The organism is Lysinibacillus sp. NPDC058147, assembly GCF_042884205.1.
Lineage (GTDB): Bacteria > Bacillota > Bacilli > Bacillales_A > Planococcaceae > Lysinibacillus.
On the sequence record NZ_JBHVUJ010000004.1, the window covers coordinates 306025 to 322059 of the forward strand.

Below are 16035 nucleotides of genomic sequence, written 5' to 3' on the forward strand. Positions count from 1 at the left end.
TCCCTTCTGATATGTAGTAAGTCAGAGAAAATCGCATATAAATGCAAGAGATTCACTGATAATAGTGAATCAAACGTCAGTCGGCTAAGGATCATTGCCATCAAAACCTCAAAAAACAACTTGCTTTACAACAGAAAAAATGAGGCGTATAGTATTTATTTAGCTAGGTAAATAAATTTGAGAGGATGATAACATGAACCCTATATTTCATGCTTTATTCCAAAAAAGTCGTTATTTAACGAATTGTTTAAATGAAGTACTGAAACAGCACAACTTATATAGCTCACAATGGGCTATTTTATATTGCTTACATAATCACGGGCCAATGACATTAACACAAATTTGGAAGTATTTAAACGTTGAGGCACCGAGTATAACTAGAGCAATTACTCGACTCGAGACACTAGGTTGGGTACTAAGAATTGATGGTGAAGATAAACGTGAAAAAATCGTTACCTTATCACCATATGCAGAGGAACATTTACCTGCTATCACTAAAACCATCTTAGCTTTTGAAGAAGAAATGGTAGGGTCATTGACTGTCGAGGAACAACAGCAATTTATAATTTTACTGGAAAAAATGAAAGGTTGATTGACATGCAACAAGAGGGGAATACAAAAATATGGACGAAGCGGTTTATTAGTCTCTTTTTAACAAATATTTCGGTATTTTTTGTTTTCTATGGGCTGGTAACGACTTTGCCGCTTTATGCGATTGGTGAGTTGCATCAGACAGAAAAGGAAGCGGGATTGTTACTGTCAGGATTTTTATTATCTGCCATTATCGTTCGTCCCTTTTCAGGTAAATTATTAGATGTTTTGGGGAAGAAAAAGCTTTTAGTTATTTCAATTATCGGCTATTTTTTATGTACAGTTTTATATTTATTCATTCATCCTTTTGGACTTTTATTAGGACTACGTTTTATTCAAGGGATTTTCTTTAGTATTATTACAACAGCAGCTGGCTCTTTAGCTGCAGATATAGTGCCAGCCAATCGAAAAGGTGCAGGTCTAGGCTATTTCACAATGTCTACTAACTTAGCAGTAGTTATTGGACCATTTATCGGTTTGCTACTTATTCAATATAGTACCTTCAATGTTTTATTTATTGTGATGAGTATTTGTATATTAGCAGGGGGCATCCTAGCTGTAACGATAAAAACTGATGATTTACCCAAGCCTGAACATCAGGGTAAATTGACATTTAAATTTGATGATTTATTTGAACGTCGTGCGCTACCAGTTGCGGCGATTGCAAGCTTAGTAGCTTTTTCATATTCGAGTGTTTTATCGTTTTTATCAGTCTACGCACAGCAAAAAGATTTAATGGCTGTAGCGAGTCTATTTTATGCAGTTTTTGCAGCAGCAATGCTTATTACACGTCCATATACAGGAAAACTTTATGATACAAAAGGGCCGCAGTTTGTTATTATACCTGGTATTATATTCTTTGGTATCGGTCTTGTAATGCTTGCATTTGTCTCAGGTCCGGCATTATTTTTATTTGCAGCCATCTTTATTGGATTTGGCTACGGAGCAGTGACTACAAGCTTACAAGCATTAGCTGTACAGTCTGCGTCACATATACGCAGTGGTTATGCAACCGCAACGTACTTTACGATGTTTGACATTGGCATTGCACTTGGCTCTTATATTTTAGGAATGGTAGCTGTGCAAGTAGGCTATGCTTCTGTATATCTCGCTGGAGCAGGCTTGCTAGTTGTTGTCTTCATCATTTATTTAGTACGTTTAGCAAAAATAAAATCGAAAAAAGTAGCACATGTATAAAGAAAAAACAGTTGGGCATCCCAACTGTTTTTTTATTTCCTATATACGACCATATCCAGTAAAGTGTGTTTTCCAATAAGAGCTATTGATGTTAGCAATAGAAACACCACCGTCACTTGCGCTAATCATTTGATTATTTCCAATATAAATACCTACATGTGAAATACCGGCTTTATATGTATTAGAGAAAAATACTAAATCTCCTACTTGTGGTGCACTTACTTTTTTAGCTGTACTGTAAAAACCTGCTGCTGACTTACGAGCTGTCGAAATACCAGCATTATTATATACGTAAGTGACATAGCCTGAGCAATCAAAACCTGTACTAGGTTTACTTCCACCAAATGTATATTTTACGCCTAATTGTCGTTTAGCAACTTGCACAAGGTTAGTTGTTGGTTTAACTGTAACTGTTGGTTTAGGTGCAGCTACAGGTTTAGGTGTAGGTGTTGAAATTGTTGATGTGGTATTGAGGTTTAACTTTTGTCCAACGCGAATTGTTGAAGAAGATAAGTTATTCCATTTCATCAATGTTTGATAAGTAACACCGTACTGATTAGCAATCTTCCATAAAGAATCACCAGATTTTACTGTATAAGTTGCTGCTGATGCTGTGTCAATTGTTGAAAAAAGTACAGATGAACTTAAAGCAAATGTAGCTAATTTCAATCCCCATCTATACTTTTTATTCTTTTTCATAATATGTATCCTCCTAAAAACTTAAAAACTTAATATATATATGATATTAACATTGTAATATTACAATAGTATGTCAATAAAACAACATTAAGGATACAATTTATACAAATAATAAATGGAAAATATATTACTTTATGGCACATCATCAAAAATCAGGGGTGATATTTGTATATATGCGCCATGTGTGTAAGTTAAATGGATGAGGACTTGGTGATTTCTATGCGTTTCTTTATAAGCATATATTTTATTTATAAATAAACGAAGATGATAAAAATGAATTATTGGGGGATATTAAGTATCTGAATGAAATGAAGGAGGAGACCGACTCTTGGTAAAGCAAGTGACAGTCCCCTTTGTTTAATTTTTTTCTTTTTGAATTGCTTTACGTGCAAGTGCATCTGCAGCTTTATTTTGCGTATCTGGAACCCATTTGATGAAAAATAAATCGAAGCTACTCGCAAGTGTAAGTGCCTGATCAAGATAGGGTTTAAATTCCTCGTTTTTCACATATTCTTTTTCCATAGAGGCAACAACAATTTTTGAATCAGAGCGCACTGAGACTAGGTTTGAACTTAACTTTAGTGCTTCTTCAAGGCCACGTACTAAGGCAGTAAACTCAGCAATATGATTATTGGCTTGTCCTATATACTCACTGATTTGTATATGATGTCCTTCGCCTTTAATAAATATACCAATACCACTTGGGCCAGGGTTTCCTGCACTAGCAGCATCTATATATACTTCTAACATAAAATCCCTACTTTTTAATTTAGTTTTTACTTTATTGTACATCAATAGTGCTTTTTCACAATATCTAAGTAGATGATCAATTATGCCTCGGCATAATTGCCGCTGTCGCGCAGAAAACATTTGTAGCTGACGCTTTGCTTTCTCTACAAAATATATTTGCTGAAAGTTATAAAATGGTTAAACAAAATAGTTGCTTGTTCAAAATGTTCACTTCATAATAGTAAGAAGTGAAATTTGGACGTGAAAGGAGCGAGAGTTCAATTTGGATAAAGTGACGGTTATGAAAGATATTGATGAACTGCATGATACGTATTGTGCTGATTGCTTAGTGATACAGCAATTACGAAAAGAGCGTGGGAAACCTGGAGCTCACCGTTTCTGTATTGAAGCCTGCTCAGTAGGAGAGCGACTCCAATTTCTCGGAGAAGAGCTCCTGAAGGTATATAGTAAATAATGTTTTTAGCATATAACAGAAATGTCTTTTCAATTGTGGCACAACAATCATAGGTACTAAACGGACTATGTTTAAATAAATTAAAGCTTAATGATAAAAGTTTCATTTTTGATCAATAAATAATCATATTTACTAATTTCGATGCATAAATAACAATATGTTCGGAAAAAATAGTATTGGTTGGTTACCATAGAAAAAGCTACTTTGTTGTCGGTTCATTGCCGATAACAATAGTAGCTTTTTTCTATGTAGACAAAAATACGCCGCACACTTCGAGATTGCTTAGAGTGTGTGGCGCTATTTTAAACATTATTTAGCTGAAGCATAGTTACTTAGGTCTTGGTAGTATTTTGTGAGAGAGGAAGCTGAAATATCGAACGTCGCTGCAATTTCTTTTACTGTCATTGATAACGACTCGAATAGCTCGTTTTCTTGACCATATCGAATCGCGCCAGCAGCAATGGCAGCCTCTTTGCGCGCAGATGGTTGCCCTTCAATTAAGTAGTCCTCTAAAAGCTCTAACATAGGAGCTGTTTCGCGCTCATTTTGCTCAAGAAACTCTTTAACTTGTGTAATTACATTGCTCTCAAAGTTCGTGAATTCCTCGCCTTTATAACCGTTCGACACAAGTAACTCCCAGAAGGATAAATGCTCTTCTTTTAAGAATGCACTAACCTTCTTCTCAGAAGCCTCAAAATTTTGCTTAAATTGCTCAAATACCTTTGCATGGTCTTCCGGGAAGAAGATAAGCGTTGAAACAGCTAAATAATACTCTGATTTTTTTGTACCATCTGGTAAGATGAATGCAAAAACATGCATACCTTCAGGGATTGGTTTGTCATTTTCACGACGAATATAAATTTCTTCATTTGTTAACACATGTTTAGCTTTGAAATATTTTTCTTCTACAACTGACACGGAACCAATAAATAGATGTGGTTGTGACCACTCTTCCAACACTTTTACTGTAGAAGGTCTTACCGTTTTTTTCTTTGTTTTCTTTAAGTAACCTTTCCAAATAGATGGCTCTTGATGGAAGAAAAAGTCGTCTAACGCGATTGCCTCAATTAGCTCTCTTTGTAGTACGCTCTCTAATTTAGGTTGCCATGTACCTACATGTTCGATATAAGCACGAACATCTTTGCGTTCTGGATATTCTAAGTAAAATGTTTGTAGTACACGCTCTAATTCTTCGATTGCTACAGCTTCTACTGTAACCTGCTGTTTACCTTCGCAACATTTTTTATATTTTTTGCCGCTACCGCATGGGCATGGATCATTACGTTTTACCATAATTAGAACACTTCCTTTGAAAATTGTTAGTCGAATTTTGCTAAATAAATTGCATACATTTAATAATAACGGTACATTTGTATGAAGAAAAATGATAGTCTATTTTGAAATATCAAAAAATGTGGATGGACGCCCTGATTCTATTATATGTACGAATTTATCTGCTTAGAACTAAAAATAGAAAACCATCTATGCTTTAGAGATAGCATAGATGGTTCTCGCTTTGCTTAGCCTTTAATAGCTTCCATTTCTATCGTTAATCGTTCAAGCTCTTCAATAAGGTGACCGATATAAGCAATTGTATCACGAAGCGGCTGGTCTGTTGTAACATCGACACCCGCCATTTGAGCTAGCTCTACAGGTGATTTCGTACCTCCAGCTTGAAGGACTGCTAACCATTCATCTACAGCCGTCTTACCTTCTTTTAAGATACGTTTGGATACTTGTGTAGAAATTGTTAAGCCAGCGCTATATGTGTATGGATATAGGCCCATATAATAGTGTGGTTGACGCATCCAAGTAAGCTCGGCTCCCTCAGTAATATCGACAGCGTCACCCCAGAAATCTTCTAATACGGAGCGTTTTAATTGATTTAAAACGGTTGCATTCACAGCTTCTCCAGCATCGATTAATTCATACACTTTTCGTTGATATGCTGCCTCTAGTAAGTGTGTGACGAAGTTATGATAATACGTTTTGGATACAATATTTGAAATTACCCAACGTTTGAAGCGAAGATCATTGTTATGGGTTAATAAATAATTGGCTAGCAGCATTTCATTCATTGTCGATGGTGCCTCGATGAAGTATAACGAAGGCCGACTGTTAAAATAAGATTGATGGGCATGTGCATTCGCGAAATGCCCTGCGTGCCCAAGCTCATGAATTAAAGTGAATACCTCATTCATACGTTCATTCCAAGACATTAAAATATACGGATGACTACCATATGGACTTGAACAGAATGCTCCAGTCGATTTTCCTTTATTTGGTGCATAATCAATCCAGCGTTCGTTAAACGCCTTTTCAATCATTTCTTTGTAATCCTCACCCATAACGTCTAATGCTTTCTCAACATATTCTTTTGCTTCAGCCATTGTTAGTTTCGGATCATAGTCTGGATCAAGGGCTATCTTTAAATCAGCAAATGTCATTTTTTCAATGCCATTTGCTTGTTGAATAAGCTTTGCATAACGGCGCATATGAGGTGCAAGCTCTTTTGTAATCAAATCTATTTGACGATTATAAAGCGTACGATCAACATCTTGATCGAATAATAAATAGTCAATGACAGAATCAAAACCTCGTAAATCAGCCACTGTTTTTTCCTGCTGAATATGTGTGTTATAAATTTTTGCAGTTGTGTGCTGATAATCACGTAATTTATTCGAAAATGCTTGGAATGCAGCATGGCGTACTTTTGTATCAGCGTCAAACTCCCAGTCATTTTCGTATAACACAAAGCTCAGTGGATGTTTTTCGCCATTGGCCTCAAATTCTCCAAAATGCATATCTACAAGCTTTGTCGTATTATACGTTTCATATGGTGCATCAAAAGTAGAGCTAAATGCAGCTAGTGCTTTTTCTACCTCTGGATGTAGCTGATGAGGCTTTTGTTTTAATAATTCCTCTATATAGACTTTATAATTAGGGTTTAATGTAGCAGCTTCTTCTAAAATAGACTCATCTAGTGCTAGTAATTCACTGCGTACAAAAGAAATTGTACTACTTATTTTTCCGACTGCTGCACCATATTTTGCAGCACGCATTTGGGCTTCGTTATCTGTATGATCAGCTTGATTATTCAAGCTTGCATAAGTACCAATAGGAACTATGCTTTCATAAAGTTCTTCATAAGCTGTTAAAACATCAATTACCTTTCGAGCATCCGTAATTGTACCTTGATACGTACGTTCAAAATTTTTTGCATCTTCCACAAGCTGCGTTAAAGCAGGCTCAAAATTCTCGCCATTTTCAAGTAAATCTGTTAAATCCCATGTTTGTTCCACTGGTACATCTTTTCGTAATGGTAATACCTCCATCAATTAACACCCCTTTTTAAGTAAGTGATTCCATTATAACGAAACTATTTCGGAATGTGAAATAATTATAGAGAATAGTTTTAATGTTCTTAAAAATATAACAACGGTACATAAACTTATGTTCGCAATAGCTATAATGGATTTAAAGTTAAGGGAGGATGTAATTATGATGCAATTAGTTTGCGAGAAACCAGATGTGTATGGGGAGGAAGAAATTTTGCATCTAAATAAAGAAGATTTACCGCCGACACTTGCTGGAGTTTTGGAAAGAAAGGCAAGAAGAATTTGAGCAAGGTAGGAAACAAATAATTACTGGTTTGATTGAAAAGAGGGCCGAGGATGAATGGATTGCAGAAGTTACGAAGCTTCCAGTGATAGAAAAAAGAAATTCGTAAGGAACTAAAGTAGTCTAATGTAATGACAATCTCTTATTAGGTTTTTTGTGATTTTAAACGTCCAATTGATGTAATCCATCTGTTTTTTAGGATTGTCTATGTAGCGGAAAATGTTTTGGTTTTATATTTGACCTTAGAATTTTTTCAATGAAAAAAAGTGTGTATAGCAAGCATACTTTACAACGCATACTAATGGCTAGAACACTGGACATTGGAGGAGAAATAATGACACAAAACTTAAACAAACACTTAAATAAGCTTGTCGCTACATGGTCTGTACTTTATACGAAATTGCACAATTATCATTGGTATGTTACGGGAAATGCCTTTTTTACACTACATGCAAAATTTGAAGAATTATATAATGAAACAACGTTAAATCTAGATGAAATTGCAGAGCGCATTCTTTCGAAAGATGGAAAACCAGTTGCTACATTAAAAGAACATCTTGAACTGTCCTGTATAGAGGAAGCGACAGGGAATGAGACGACGGAGGAAATGGTGGCTACAACTATTGCCGATTTCCAAACTCTTATGAAAGCTTTAAATTCAACAATGGAGCTTGCGGCAGAAGAAGGGGACGATCGAACAGAGGATTTACTAAATGCTATGTACCAGTCCCTTGAAAAACATACCTGGATGTTGAAGGCCTTTCTTGGGCACAAATAACCGTAAGTAAGTGATAGGCAATGGGGCTCTTTAGTGAGCTCCCATTGTCTATTTTTTTGACGTTTCATATAAGTACATAACCATTGTTTCAAAACGTGAACATGTATCGCAAAAAGATAACATATATTACAGTTCTATAAAAAACAGGCAAAATAGGTTTTATTTTTAAATAGGTAGGGTAAATATATAGTAAGCCATAGATTAGGAGGAATTGAGCATGAAGAATGTACAAAATCCGGAAATTGAAGTGGCCCATACAAGGGAAGAAATGCTTCATATTTTAGAAAGTATGCGATTAGATGCATATCAAATAGAGGATATTCATGTTATAGCAAAGGATCCGAGCCATTTTGAGGATGTTAAATGGGATGCTAATGTGAAAACACACGAGGTAGGGAATTGGATGGATCAATTTAAATCATGGTTTACTGGTGAATCGGCTGTAACAGAGGGAATAAAGCGATTTGATCTTACAGAAGGACAAACAGCTTACTATGCGCATCTCGTAGAACAAGGTGTTATTGTATTGTTTGCTGAGCAGCCAACTGCATACAAGACAACATAATTAGATGATTGTTAGTCGTCTTGATTCACGTGTAACAGGGAGAGTTTCCTCTCGAAAAATACGTGAGCGATTAAACGCAGAAGCAAAAAAATATTTAGATTAAACAGAGTGAGTGCGCGTGCATCACTCTGTTTTTTGTATAGAGAGGATTCAAAGCTGATTAATGTATAGCTTTTTCATGTTCATGTTTTTTAATAAAGCGTAAAACATGGAGATGCTCTAATTGAGCAACAAGGTTACCCATTAGAATAAAGCTACCACCTATCATTAATCTTACTGTTATTCCTTCCCCTATAAACATCATGGCAAACATCGCTGCAAAAATAGGTTCTAAGGAAAATATTAGTCCAGTATGTGTTGCAGAAGTGAACTGTTGTGCAACAGTTTGACCTACGAAGCAGAATGCACTACAAATGACACCAAGGCCAATAATAGCAATCCAAGAAGTTGTTGAATTTGGAAGTGTTGGTGTTTCGAAAATTAGTGTTAATACAAGTGCATAAAGTCCAGCAAAACCGAGCTGATAAATGCCATAGGAAATTGATTCAACGCTCCGTGTAAAAGTACTGTTTAACAGTAAGTAAATTGAATAACATAGTGCAGCGATGGCTACTAGAATATCCCCTTTTTGAAAGGTAAATGAGCCATGAGCAGTTAACACTGTAATCCCGATCATTGTGCAAACAATCGCAAAACTAACTGCTCTTGAAGGTAGTTTCTTTTCAATAAAACTGCTGAAAATAGGGACTAAGACAACTGTTAGACTTAAAATAAATCCAGCATTTGACACCGAAGTTGTTTCTAGTCCAAATAAGCTGAGAATGAACACAATGAATAGTAGAAACCCTTGGATAGCTGCATATTTTAAAGTTTTAGCATTGACCTTAATCATGCGTTTATAAAAGATGATACCTGCTGCGAAAAATGCGATGATACAACGCAATGCCACCACATTAAAAACCGCCAATGTTTCAAGCCCCATGACCATAAAGGTATAAGATAATCCCCAAAACATTGTCACTATAACCATTAATAAATTTGCTTTTTTTTGGACACTCATTATGCTCACCTACATTCTGTGTACTAAAACAGTTTTTATACTAAAATTTACTATATATCTTGTATTGAGATTAGTAAAACGAATGTTTATAATGATTAATATTAAAAAAATTCATGTATAAAGAGGACCAGCCAAATGAGCATAGTCAAATATGAGATTTTGAATAAAGTTGCTGAGGTAGCTAGCTTTACAAAAGCAGCAGATGCATTAGGATTAACCCAATCTGCAGTAAGTCATGCTGTTTCAAGCTTAGAAAAGGAGTTCGGCTTTGCACTTATTCACAGAAGCCGGGCGGGTGTCACATTAACGAGTGAAGGAGATACAATGCTTAGGGCAATGAGACATGTCCTCGACGCACAGGAACTATTACAGCAAAAAGCAGCACATATACTTGGTGTTACTCGAGGAAAAGTGCGAATTGGTGTAATTTCAAGTATTTCTTCCAACTGGATGCCTGAAATTGTTCGTATTATGGACAATCAATTTCCTGGTATACAAGTGGAATTGCGAGAGGGAGATTATTATGAAATTGAACAGTGGCTTTTAAGTGGAGAGGTCGATGCAGGGTTTTTAAATGGTCAAAAGTCTAAGCAATTTCAGTATACCGAACTACAGCAGGATCCATTGCTTTGTATTGTCTCCGATAAAAGTCCGCTTTATGATAAAGCAGAAATTGATATTGTTGAACTAGAAGACATGCCATTTATCATGACTTCATATAAAGGAACAAATGATGTAAAAGTACTGTTAGAGCAATATCACGTGAAGCCAAATATTCGCTTTGAATTATCGGAAGAAGTAGGGATCATTTCGATGATTGCTCACCAGCTTGGAATTAGTATTTTACCGAAATTAGTGATAAATAACTTACCTCCTACGATAAAAGCCATACCTTTAAAACAAGGTGGCTATCGTACAATTGGATTAGCTATGAAACACCAAGCATCACCAGTAACGAAGAAATTTGCGGAGATATTATGTTCCTGGTTAAAAGAACAAAATATGAAATGATATTTTTAGAGAGCAACATGCGCGATAAAAACAACATTGAAGCATAGCAGGACATTACGTTAAAATAGTATTTGTATATTTATCTTCATTCAGCAAATGTTTGTTGTAGCGATAGCAAAGAGGCAGCTACAGAAGATTCCCACCTCTAAAGATGGTGAGAAATTACGCCAAGGCGAAATTGATTAGAAAAAAGGTGAGTGTATGGGAACATTACGAGGTAAGACCGTACTCATTACAAGTGGGGGAACACTTGAAAAATGGGATCGTGTGCGTGGGCATACGAATTTATCAAAAGGGTCAATGGGCTGTTATTTAGCTGAAGCGGCACTAGAGGCTGGGGCAAACGTATTGTATATGCACGGTTATTTCGCACAGCTTCCAACAAATAAAGATAAAATGCGTACCGTTCGATTTGAAGGCATTGAAGATTTAGGTGAGAAAGTTCGGCACGCTGTTCAAGAAGAACAGGTTGATATCGTTATTATGGCAGCTGCAGGTTCTGATTGGCTCATTGACAAAGTATATGACCAATCAGGGAATTTAATGGAAGAAAAAGGTAAAATGCCATCTGACGAGCCACCTATTATTCACTTTAAAAAGGCACCTAAAGTATTAGGTCAAATAAAAGCGTGGCAGCCGAAAGTTACTTTGGTAGGCTTTAAACTTGAGGCAACAGATGATGAGGAATTTTTACTATCCCGCGCACGTCTACGAATGGAATCGGCCAACGCTCAGTTTATGGTAGCTAATAGCTCACAGTCTTTATATGGTGGGGATGAACCCCATTGGATTGTACCAGCTCAAGGCGAACCAATAAAGATTATGGGCAAGCAAAAGACAGCGAAAGCATTGATAAATGTTTTACAAAATGATTAAAGCAAAAACTGTGTAGAGGTAATTGATCTGCACAGTTTTTGTTTTTTTTTGTCTATAAAGATGATGGTAATACTTATTGCCATAACTAAAATACGAAACTAAAAAATACTTCCTTTTTCTTAATTACATAGTATTCAGCTAGGTTTTATAATATTTATATTGACAATAGGTTTTCTGAATTATAGAATTATTTCCAAGAAACGTAATATACTTATTTAAAGAGGTACAGAGATTGACCCAAAACGAAGCTTCAATCACAAATTGTGTAGGTCAAGTCCAACAGAGCTACCAAAGAGAAAAGGGAGCTATGATTAACGTGTTGGTCTCTTTTGTACAAAAAATATGGTAAAAGAAGAGGTGTATCAGGTGACTCAAAAGGTAGATGACAAAAAACTAGAGGCAATTGCAAAGGCGATTCAAAATTTGGAATTTGGAGAAGTGCACGTTACGATTCAAGATGGCGTCATTGTGCAAATTAACAGACTTGAAAAGCAAAGGTTTCCACAGAAAAAGTAACCGATATAATGATCGTGTTTGGTGGCCACAGAAATTATTTCCTTTGCATATATGTGGCTATTTTTTTATTTAGGTACAGCTGAGCGGGCTAACCTTTATACTGAATTTGAAGAGGATTTTCTTTAGATTGCTTTTAGAAATACATTTTCATCAACCAAACTTAGTATTTCGATAAAGTGCTAGAAAATACGACAAAAAACAGGATGATTTCGATGAATCACCCTGTTTTTGCGTATATTTTCCTTGCGATAGCCTATTCATAAAAACCTTTTGGAATTTCACCAATATGTCTGCGATGATAAAGTAAAGGTTCCTTTTGTGAATCATCAATTTCTAAGACCTGCCCAATAAATATCGTATGATCCCCAGCATCAATTTGCTGAGATATTTTGCATTGCAAAATGGCTGCAGTATCATGTAAAACTGGTAGACCTAAAGCAGAGGTTGACCATTTAGCCTGGGCGAAACGATCTGGGATTTTACTAGAAAATAGCGTACATAAATGATCTTGATTGCTCGCTAAAATATTAACAGCAAACTTCTGAGCTACAGTAAAATAAGGATGCAGCTGTGATTTTTTATCGAGCGACCATAAAATAAGGAGTGGATCTATGGAAACCGACGTAAAGGAATTGACGGTTAAACCGATTGGTTCATTTACGTCATTACAAGCAGTGACAACTGTAACGCCTGTTGGATAATTACCTAATGCAAGTTTAAAAGCTGTTACTTTGTCTGTCATTCTAATCACCTCTTCATTGATTTACAGAAATGAAAAATCTTTTTTGATGAACCTTCAGCATTGAAATCATTTCGTTGCCGAGTATTTTAAAATGGATATCATAAAATATAGTAACTTCTTAAAAATTATAATATTCTTAATTTTATTTTAAACCAACAAAACTAACAGGTAAAGTATATAATGGAGGAAAAAGGAGGTTTAGTCATGACTTTATATTTTGACCATCTAGTTCATCAAGTTCAATCGCCAGAGAATTCAAAGGTTTTCTTAAATAAACGTAATATCCATACAGTTAACGGTGGTCAACATACAATGTGGGGGACATACAATACGTTAAGCTATTTTGGATTAAACTATATTGAGCAAATAGCAATTTATGATCGTAATTTATTTGAAAATGCAGTGAATTTACCTTATTCCCTACATTATACGTTTAAACGTGCTAATGAGCGCTATGGTTTTTCAAGAATTGCATTACGTACAAAAAAAATCGAGGAAGAGGCACAACGTTTACGTGCACTTGGCTTTGATGTATATGGACCTGATGCTTGTAGTCGTACTAGACCAGATGGCTCCGTAGTCGAATGGAAGCTATTGCATTTTGGCAAGCCAGAGCAGGTAATTGATTTTCCATTTTTGATTGAGTGGGCGGATGCAGATGAGGAACGTATTGCACAATTAAAGGCAAATGGAGCTATTGATATGAATCAATCAATATCAATGGAATCTGTACAATTTTATGTAAAAGATGTGCAAGCTACTGTTAATTTGTGGAGGGAAGTATTACAGTTACCAGAGCCTGAACAACAAGAACAGTTTATATCTTTACAGTTACCAAATATACGTCTAGATTTTTATGACGAAATCGCGGCTACTACTATGACGCTTGGCCATTTAAATGAAGGACCGTTTGGGGTTACACTTACGGATGCTGACAGAACGAAGGAAACGCTAGTTTTTCCAGGAGCTTTTTACTGGATCAATCGTTGAAATTGTCGTAGATGATAAAGCAAAGCTAATACAATTAAGAGCATTTGAAAAAAGGAGCCATTCATCAACGAACGGCTCCCTTGTGATTAAAATTTAACAACATTTGACGCCTGTGGTCCTCGATTACCTTCCACTACATCAAATGATACCTTTTGACCTTCTTCAAGTGTACGGAAGCCTTCCTCTTGGATTCCCGTAAAATGTACAAATACATCTTCTCCATCATCACATTCAATAAAGCCATAACCTTTTTCATTATTGAACCACTTTACGATTCCCTGTTGCATAAGCATTCGCCTCCCATGCGCTTGAAATGTAGAATAAAATCAATTAAGTCGTGACATAACCTGCGAAAATGTGAAAAAATGCATTTTCATTAAGAACATACATGAATTGAGCAAAGTTGTCAATTGATTGTCGAAATGCTTGTATAACTAACTATGATTTCTTTCACAAAAAAGTCTATAATGGAAAATAACAACATAGAAAGTAGGATGCCAAATGACAAAGAAAAAACAACCATTAACTGATCTAGAAATCGCTAGTCAAGCAGTTATGAAGCCAATTACAGAGATAGCGAAAGCTGCAGGTATCCCTGAGGATGCGCTTGAGCAATATGGTCGCTATAAAGCAAAAATTGATCCATTAAAAATAACAGCACATGGTGAGGACGCAAAAGTTGTTTTAGTTACAGCCATTAGTCCAACTCCAGCAGGTGAAGGGAAATCAACTGTGACGGTTGGACTTTCTGATGCACTTCATCAATTGAATAAAAATGTTGTTGTTGCTTTACGTGAGCCATCACTCGGCCCTGTAATGGGTGTGAAAGGTGGAGCAACAGGTGGTGGGTACGCACAGGTTGTACCGATGGAGGATATTAACTTGCACTTTACTGGTGACCTTCATGCAATTACGACTGCAAATAATGCATTATCAGCTTTTATTGATAATCATATCCACCAAGGAAATGCTTTAAACATTGACCCTCGCCGTATTATTTGGAAGCGTGTAATGGATTTAAATGATCGCGCTCTTCGTAAAGTTGTTGTGGGTCTCGGTGGTCCTGTTCAAGGGATGCCACGTGAGGACGGCTTTGACATTACTGTTGCATCAGAAATTATGGCAGTTTTCTGTTTAGCTACAAGTATTGAAGATTTACGTGAACGTTTAGCAAGTATCGTAATCGGCTATACATTTGAGCGTGAGCCTGTATTCGTCCGTGATCTTCAAGTAGAAGGTGCCTTAACATTATTATTAAAAGATGCCTTCAAACCAAACTTAGTGCAAACACTTGAGGGGACACCTGCCATTATTCACGGTGGTCCATTTGCCAACATCGCACACGGCTGTAACTCGATTATGGCTACACAAACTGCACGTAAATTAGCTGATATTGTTGTAACTGAAGCGGGATTTGGTTCAGATTTAGGTGCTGAAAAATTCATGAACATTAAAGCGCGTAAAGCTGGCTTTAAACCAAGTGCGGTTGTCATTGTAGCGACGATTCGTGCATTAAAAATGCATGGCGGTGTTGAGAAAACAGAATTAGTTGGCGAAAATGTAGAGGCACTTTTACAAGGAATTGAAAACCTAGAGAAGCATGTCGAAACGATTCGTACATTTGGTGTGGAGCCAATTATTGCACTTAATCGCTTTATTACAGATACAGAGGCAGAACTTGATGCTGTATTAAATTGGTGTCAAGAGAAGCATGTTCGCATTGCTCGTACGAACGTCTGGGAGGAAGGCGGAAAAGGTGGTTTAGCCTTAGCAGAACAAGTGCTAGCTGTTCTTGATGAAGAAAATAATTTCTCACCTTTATATGATGTAACTGAATCTATTGAGGAAAAAGTACGTACAATTGTGCAAAAAGTTTATGGTGGGAAAGATGTGCAATTTACCGACCAAGCGAAAAAGCAAATTGCCCAAATCGAAAAATTCGGCTGGGATGTACTACCGATTTGTATGGCCAAAACACAATACTCATTATCGGATCAACCAAAACTATTAGGACGTCCAGAAGGCTTTACAATCACTATTCGCGAAGTCATTCCTAAGCTGGGTGCAGGCTTCCTAGTTTGCTTAACTGGGGATATTATGACAATGCCAGGTTTACCAAAAGCACCTGCTGCTTTGCGTATGGGTGTTGATAATGAAGGACATGCGGTAGGATTGTTCTAAAAAA

Annotated in this window: 18 protein-coding genes; 11 read left to right on the forward strand and 7 right to left on the reverse strand. The window is 36.3% G+C overall.

What is annotated here, in order from left to right:
• Nucleotides 1-193: 193 nt before the first annotated feature.
• A complete protein-coding gene (locus ACFVT8_RS14205) occupies nt 194-592 on the forward strand; it encodes a MarR family winged helix-turn-helix transcriptional regulator (protein ID WP_387081097.1) in 399 nt (132 codons plus the stop codon).
• Between the two features lie 5 nt (nt 593-597).
• On the forward strand, nt 598-1788 hold the full coding sequence (locus ACFVT8_RS14210) for an MFS transporter (protein ID WP_387081099.1): 1191 nt from the start codon (nt 598-600) through the stop codon (nt 1786-1788).
• Nucleotides 1789-1827: 39 nt separating this feature from the next.
• Here the strand turns inward: ACFVT8_RS14210 and ACFVT8_RS14215 are convergent, their stop codons facing one another.
• Both ACFVT8_RS14215 and ACFVT8_RS14220 read right to left on the reverse strand, forming a co-directional pair.
• Nucleotides 1828-2487, reverse strand: coding sequence for a C40 family peptidase (locus tag ACFVT8_RS14215; protein WP_387081100.1), 660 nt, complete (start codon nt 2485-2487; stop codon nt 1828-1830).
• Between the two features lie 357 nt (nt 2488-2844).
• Entirely contained in the window at nt 2845-3237 is a 393-nt protein-coding gene (locus ACFVT8_RS14220; protein WP_387081102.1) for a ribonuclease HI family protein, read from the reverse strand.
• A 262-nt stretch (nt 3238-3499) separates the two neighbouring features.
• On the opposite strand from ACFVT8_RS14220, the gene ACFVT8_RS14225 reads away from it, so the two are divergent.
• A complete protein-coding gene (locus tag ACFVT8_RS14225) occupies nt 3500-3691 on the forward strand; it encodes a zinc-finger domain-containing protein (RefSeq protein WP_387081104.1) in 192 nt (63 codons plus the stop codon).
• A 309-nt stretch (nt 3692-4000) separates the two neighbouring features.
• Here the strand turns inward: ACFVT8_RS14225 and ACFVT8_RS14230 are convergent, their stop codons facing one another.
• Nucleotides 4001-4984 carry an SEC-C domain-containing protein gene (locus ACFVT8_RS14230; protein ID WP_387081106.1) on the reverse strand — a complete coding sequence of 328 codons (984 nt, stop codon included), beginning with the start codon at nt 4982-4984 and terminating at the stop codon, nt 4001-4003.
• A gap of 227 nt (nt 4985-5211) precedes the next feature.
• Nucleotides 5212-7026, reverse strand: coding sequence for an oligoendopeptidase F (gene pepF / locus ACFVT8_RS14235; RefSeq protein WP_387081108.1), 1815 nt, complete (start codon nt 7024-7026; stop codon nt 5212-5214).
• A 166-nt stretch (nt 7027-7192) separates the two neighbouring features.
• Here pepF and ACFVT8_RS14240 point away from each other — a divergent pair, with 166 nt between their 5' ends.
• The 3 genes from ACFVT8_RS14240 (at nt 7193) to ACFVT8_RS14250 (ending at nt 8655) form a co-directional block, all read left to right on the forward strand.
• The gene (locus ACFVT8_RS14240) at nt 7193-7315 is read left to right on the forward strand and encodes a hypothetical protein (RefSeq protein WP_387081110.1); all 123 of its coding nucleotides are present in this window, start codon (nt 7193-7195) and stop codon (nt 7313-7315) included.
• Between the two features lie 331 nt (nt 7316-7646).
• On the forward strand, nt 7647-8090 hold the full coding sequence (locus ACFVT8_RS14245) for a Dps family protein (protein ID WP_387081112.1): 444 nt from the start codon (nt 7647-7649) through the stop codon (nt 8088-8090).
• A 217-nt stretch (nt 8091-8307) separates the two neighbouring features.
• Entirely contained in the window at nt 8308-8655 is a 348-nt protein-coding gene (locus tag ACFVT8_RS14250) for a general stress protein (RefSeq protein WP_387081114.1), read from the forward strand.
• Between the two features lie 160 nt (nt 8656-8815).
• On the opposite strand, the gene ACFVT8_RS14255 is transcribed toward ACFVT8_RS14250, so the two are convergent.
• The gene (locus tag ACFVT8_RS14255) at nt 8816-9715 is read right to left on the reverse strand and encodes a DMT family transporter (RefSeq protein ID WP_387081116.1); all 900 of its coding nucleotides are present in this window, start codon (nt 9713-9715) and stop codon (nt 8816-8818) included.
• Nucleotides 9716-9850: 135 nt separating this feature from the next.
• On the opposite strand from ACFVT8_RS14255, the gene ACFVT8_RS14260 reads away from it, so the two are divergent.
• From ACFVT8_RS14260 to ACFVT8_RS14270, 3 genes are all read left to right on the forward strand, one after another.
• Nucleotides 9851-10726 (forward strand): LysR family transcriptional regulator, encoded by an 876-nt coding sequence (locus ACFVT8_RS14260; RefSeq protein ID WP_387081118.1) that lies wholly within the window; start codon nt 9851-9853, stop codon nt 10724-10726.
• Nucleotides 10727-10927: 201 nt separating this feature from the next.
• Entirely contained in the window at nt 10928-11602 is a 675-nt protein-coding gene (locus tag ACFVT8_RS14265; RefSeq protein WP_387081119.1) for a phosphopantothenoylcysteine decarboxylase domain-containing protein, read from the forward strand.
• Nucleotides 11603-11968: 366 nt separating this feature from the next.
• Entirely contained in the window at nt 11969-12118 is a 150-nt protein-coding gene (locus ACFVT8_RS14270; protein WP_387081120.1) for a YezD family protein, read from the forward strand.
• A 253-nt stretch (nt 12119-12371) separates the two neighbouring features.
• On the opposite strand, the gene ACFVT8_RS14275 is transcribed toward ACFVT8_RS14270, so the two are convergent.
• Entirely contained in the window at nt 12372-12860 is a 489-nt protein-coding gene (locus ACFVT8_RS14275) for a flavin reductase family protein (RefSeq protein ID WP_387081122.1), read from the reverse strand.
• A 204-nt stretch (nt 12861-13064) separates the two neighbouring features.
• On the opposite strand from ACFVT8_RS14275, the gene ACFVT8_RS14280 reads away from it, so the two are divergent.
• Nucleotides 13065-13850 (forward strand): VOC family protein, encoded by a 786-nt coding sequence (locus tag ACFVT8_RS14280; protein ID WP_387081124.1) that lies wholly within the window; start codon nt 13065-13067, stop codon nt 13848-13850.
• An 86-nt stretch (nt 13851-13936) separates the two neighbouring features.
• Here ACFVT8_RS14280 and ACFVT8_RS14285 read toward each other — a convergent pair whose 3' ends face one another.
• A complete protein-coding gene (locus tag ACFVT8_RS14285; protein ID WP_079560081.1) occupies nt 13937-14137 on the reverse strand; it encodes a cold-shock protein in 201 nt (66 codons plus the stop codon).
• Between the two features lie 214 nt (nt 14138-14351).
• On the opposite strand from ACFVT8_RS14285, the gene ACFVT8_RS14290 reads away from it, so the two are divergent.
• Nucleotides 14352-16031, forward strand: a complete 1680-nt coding sequence (locus ACFVT8_RS14290) for a formate--tetrahydrofolate ligase (RefSeq protein WP_387081126.1) — start codon at nt 14352-14354, stop codon at nt 16029-16031.
• The last annotated feature ends 4 nt before the right edge of the window (nt 16032-16035 follow it).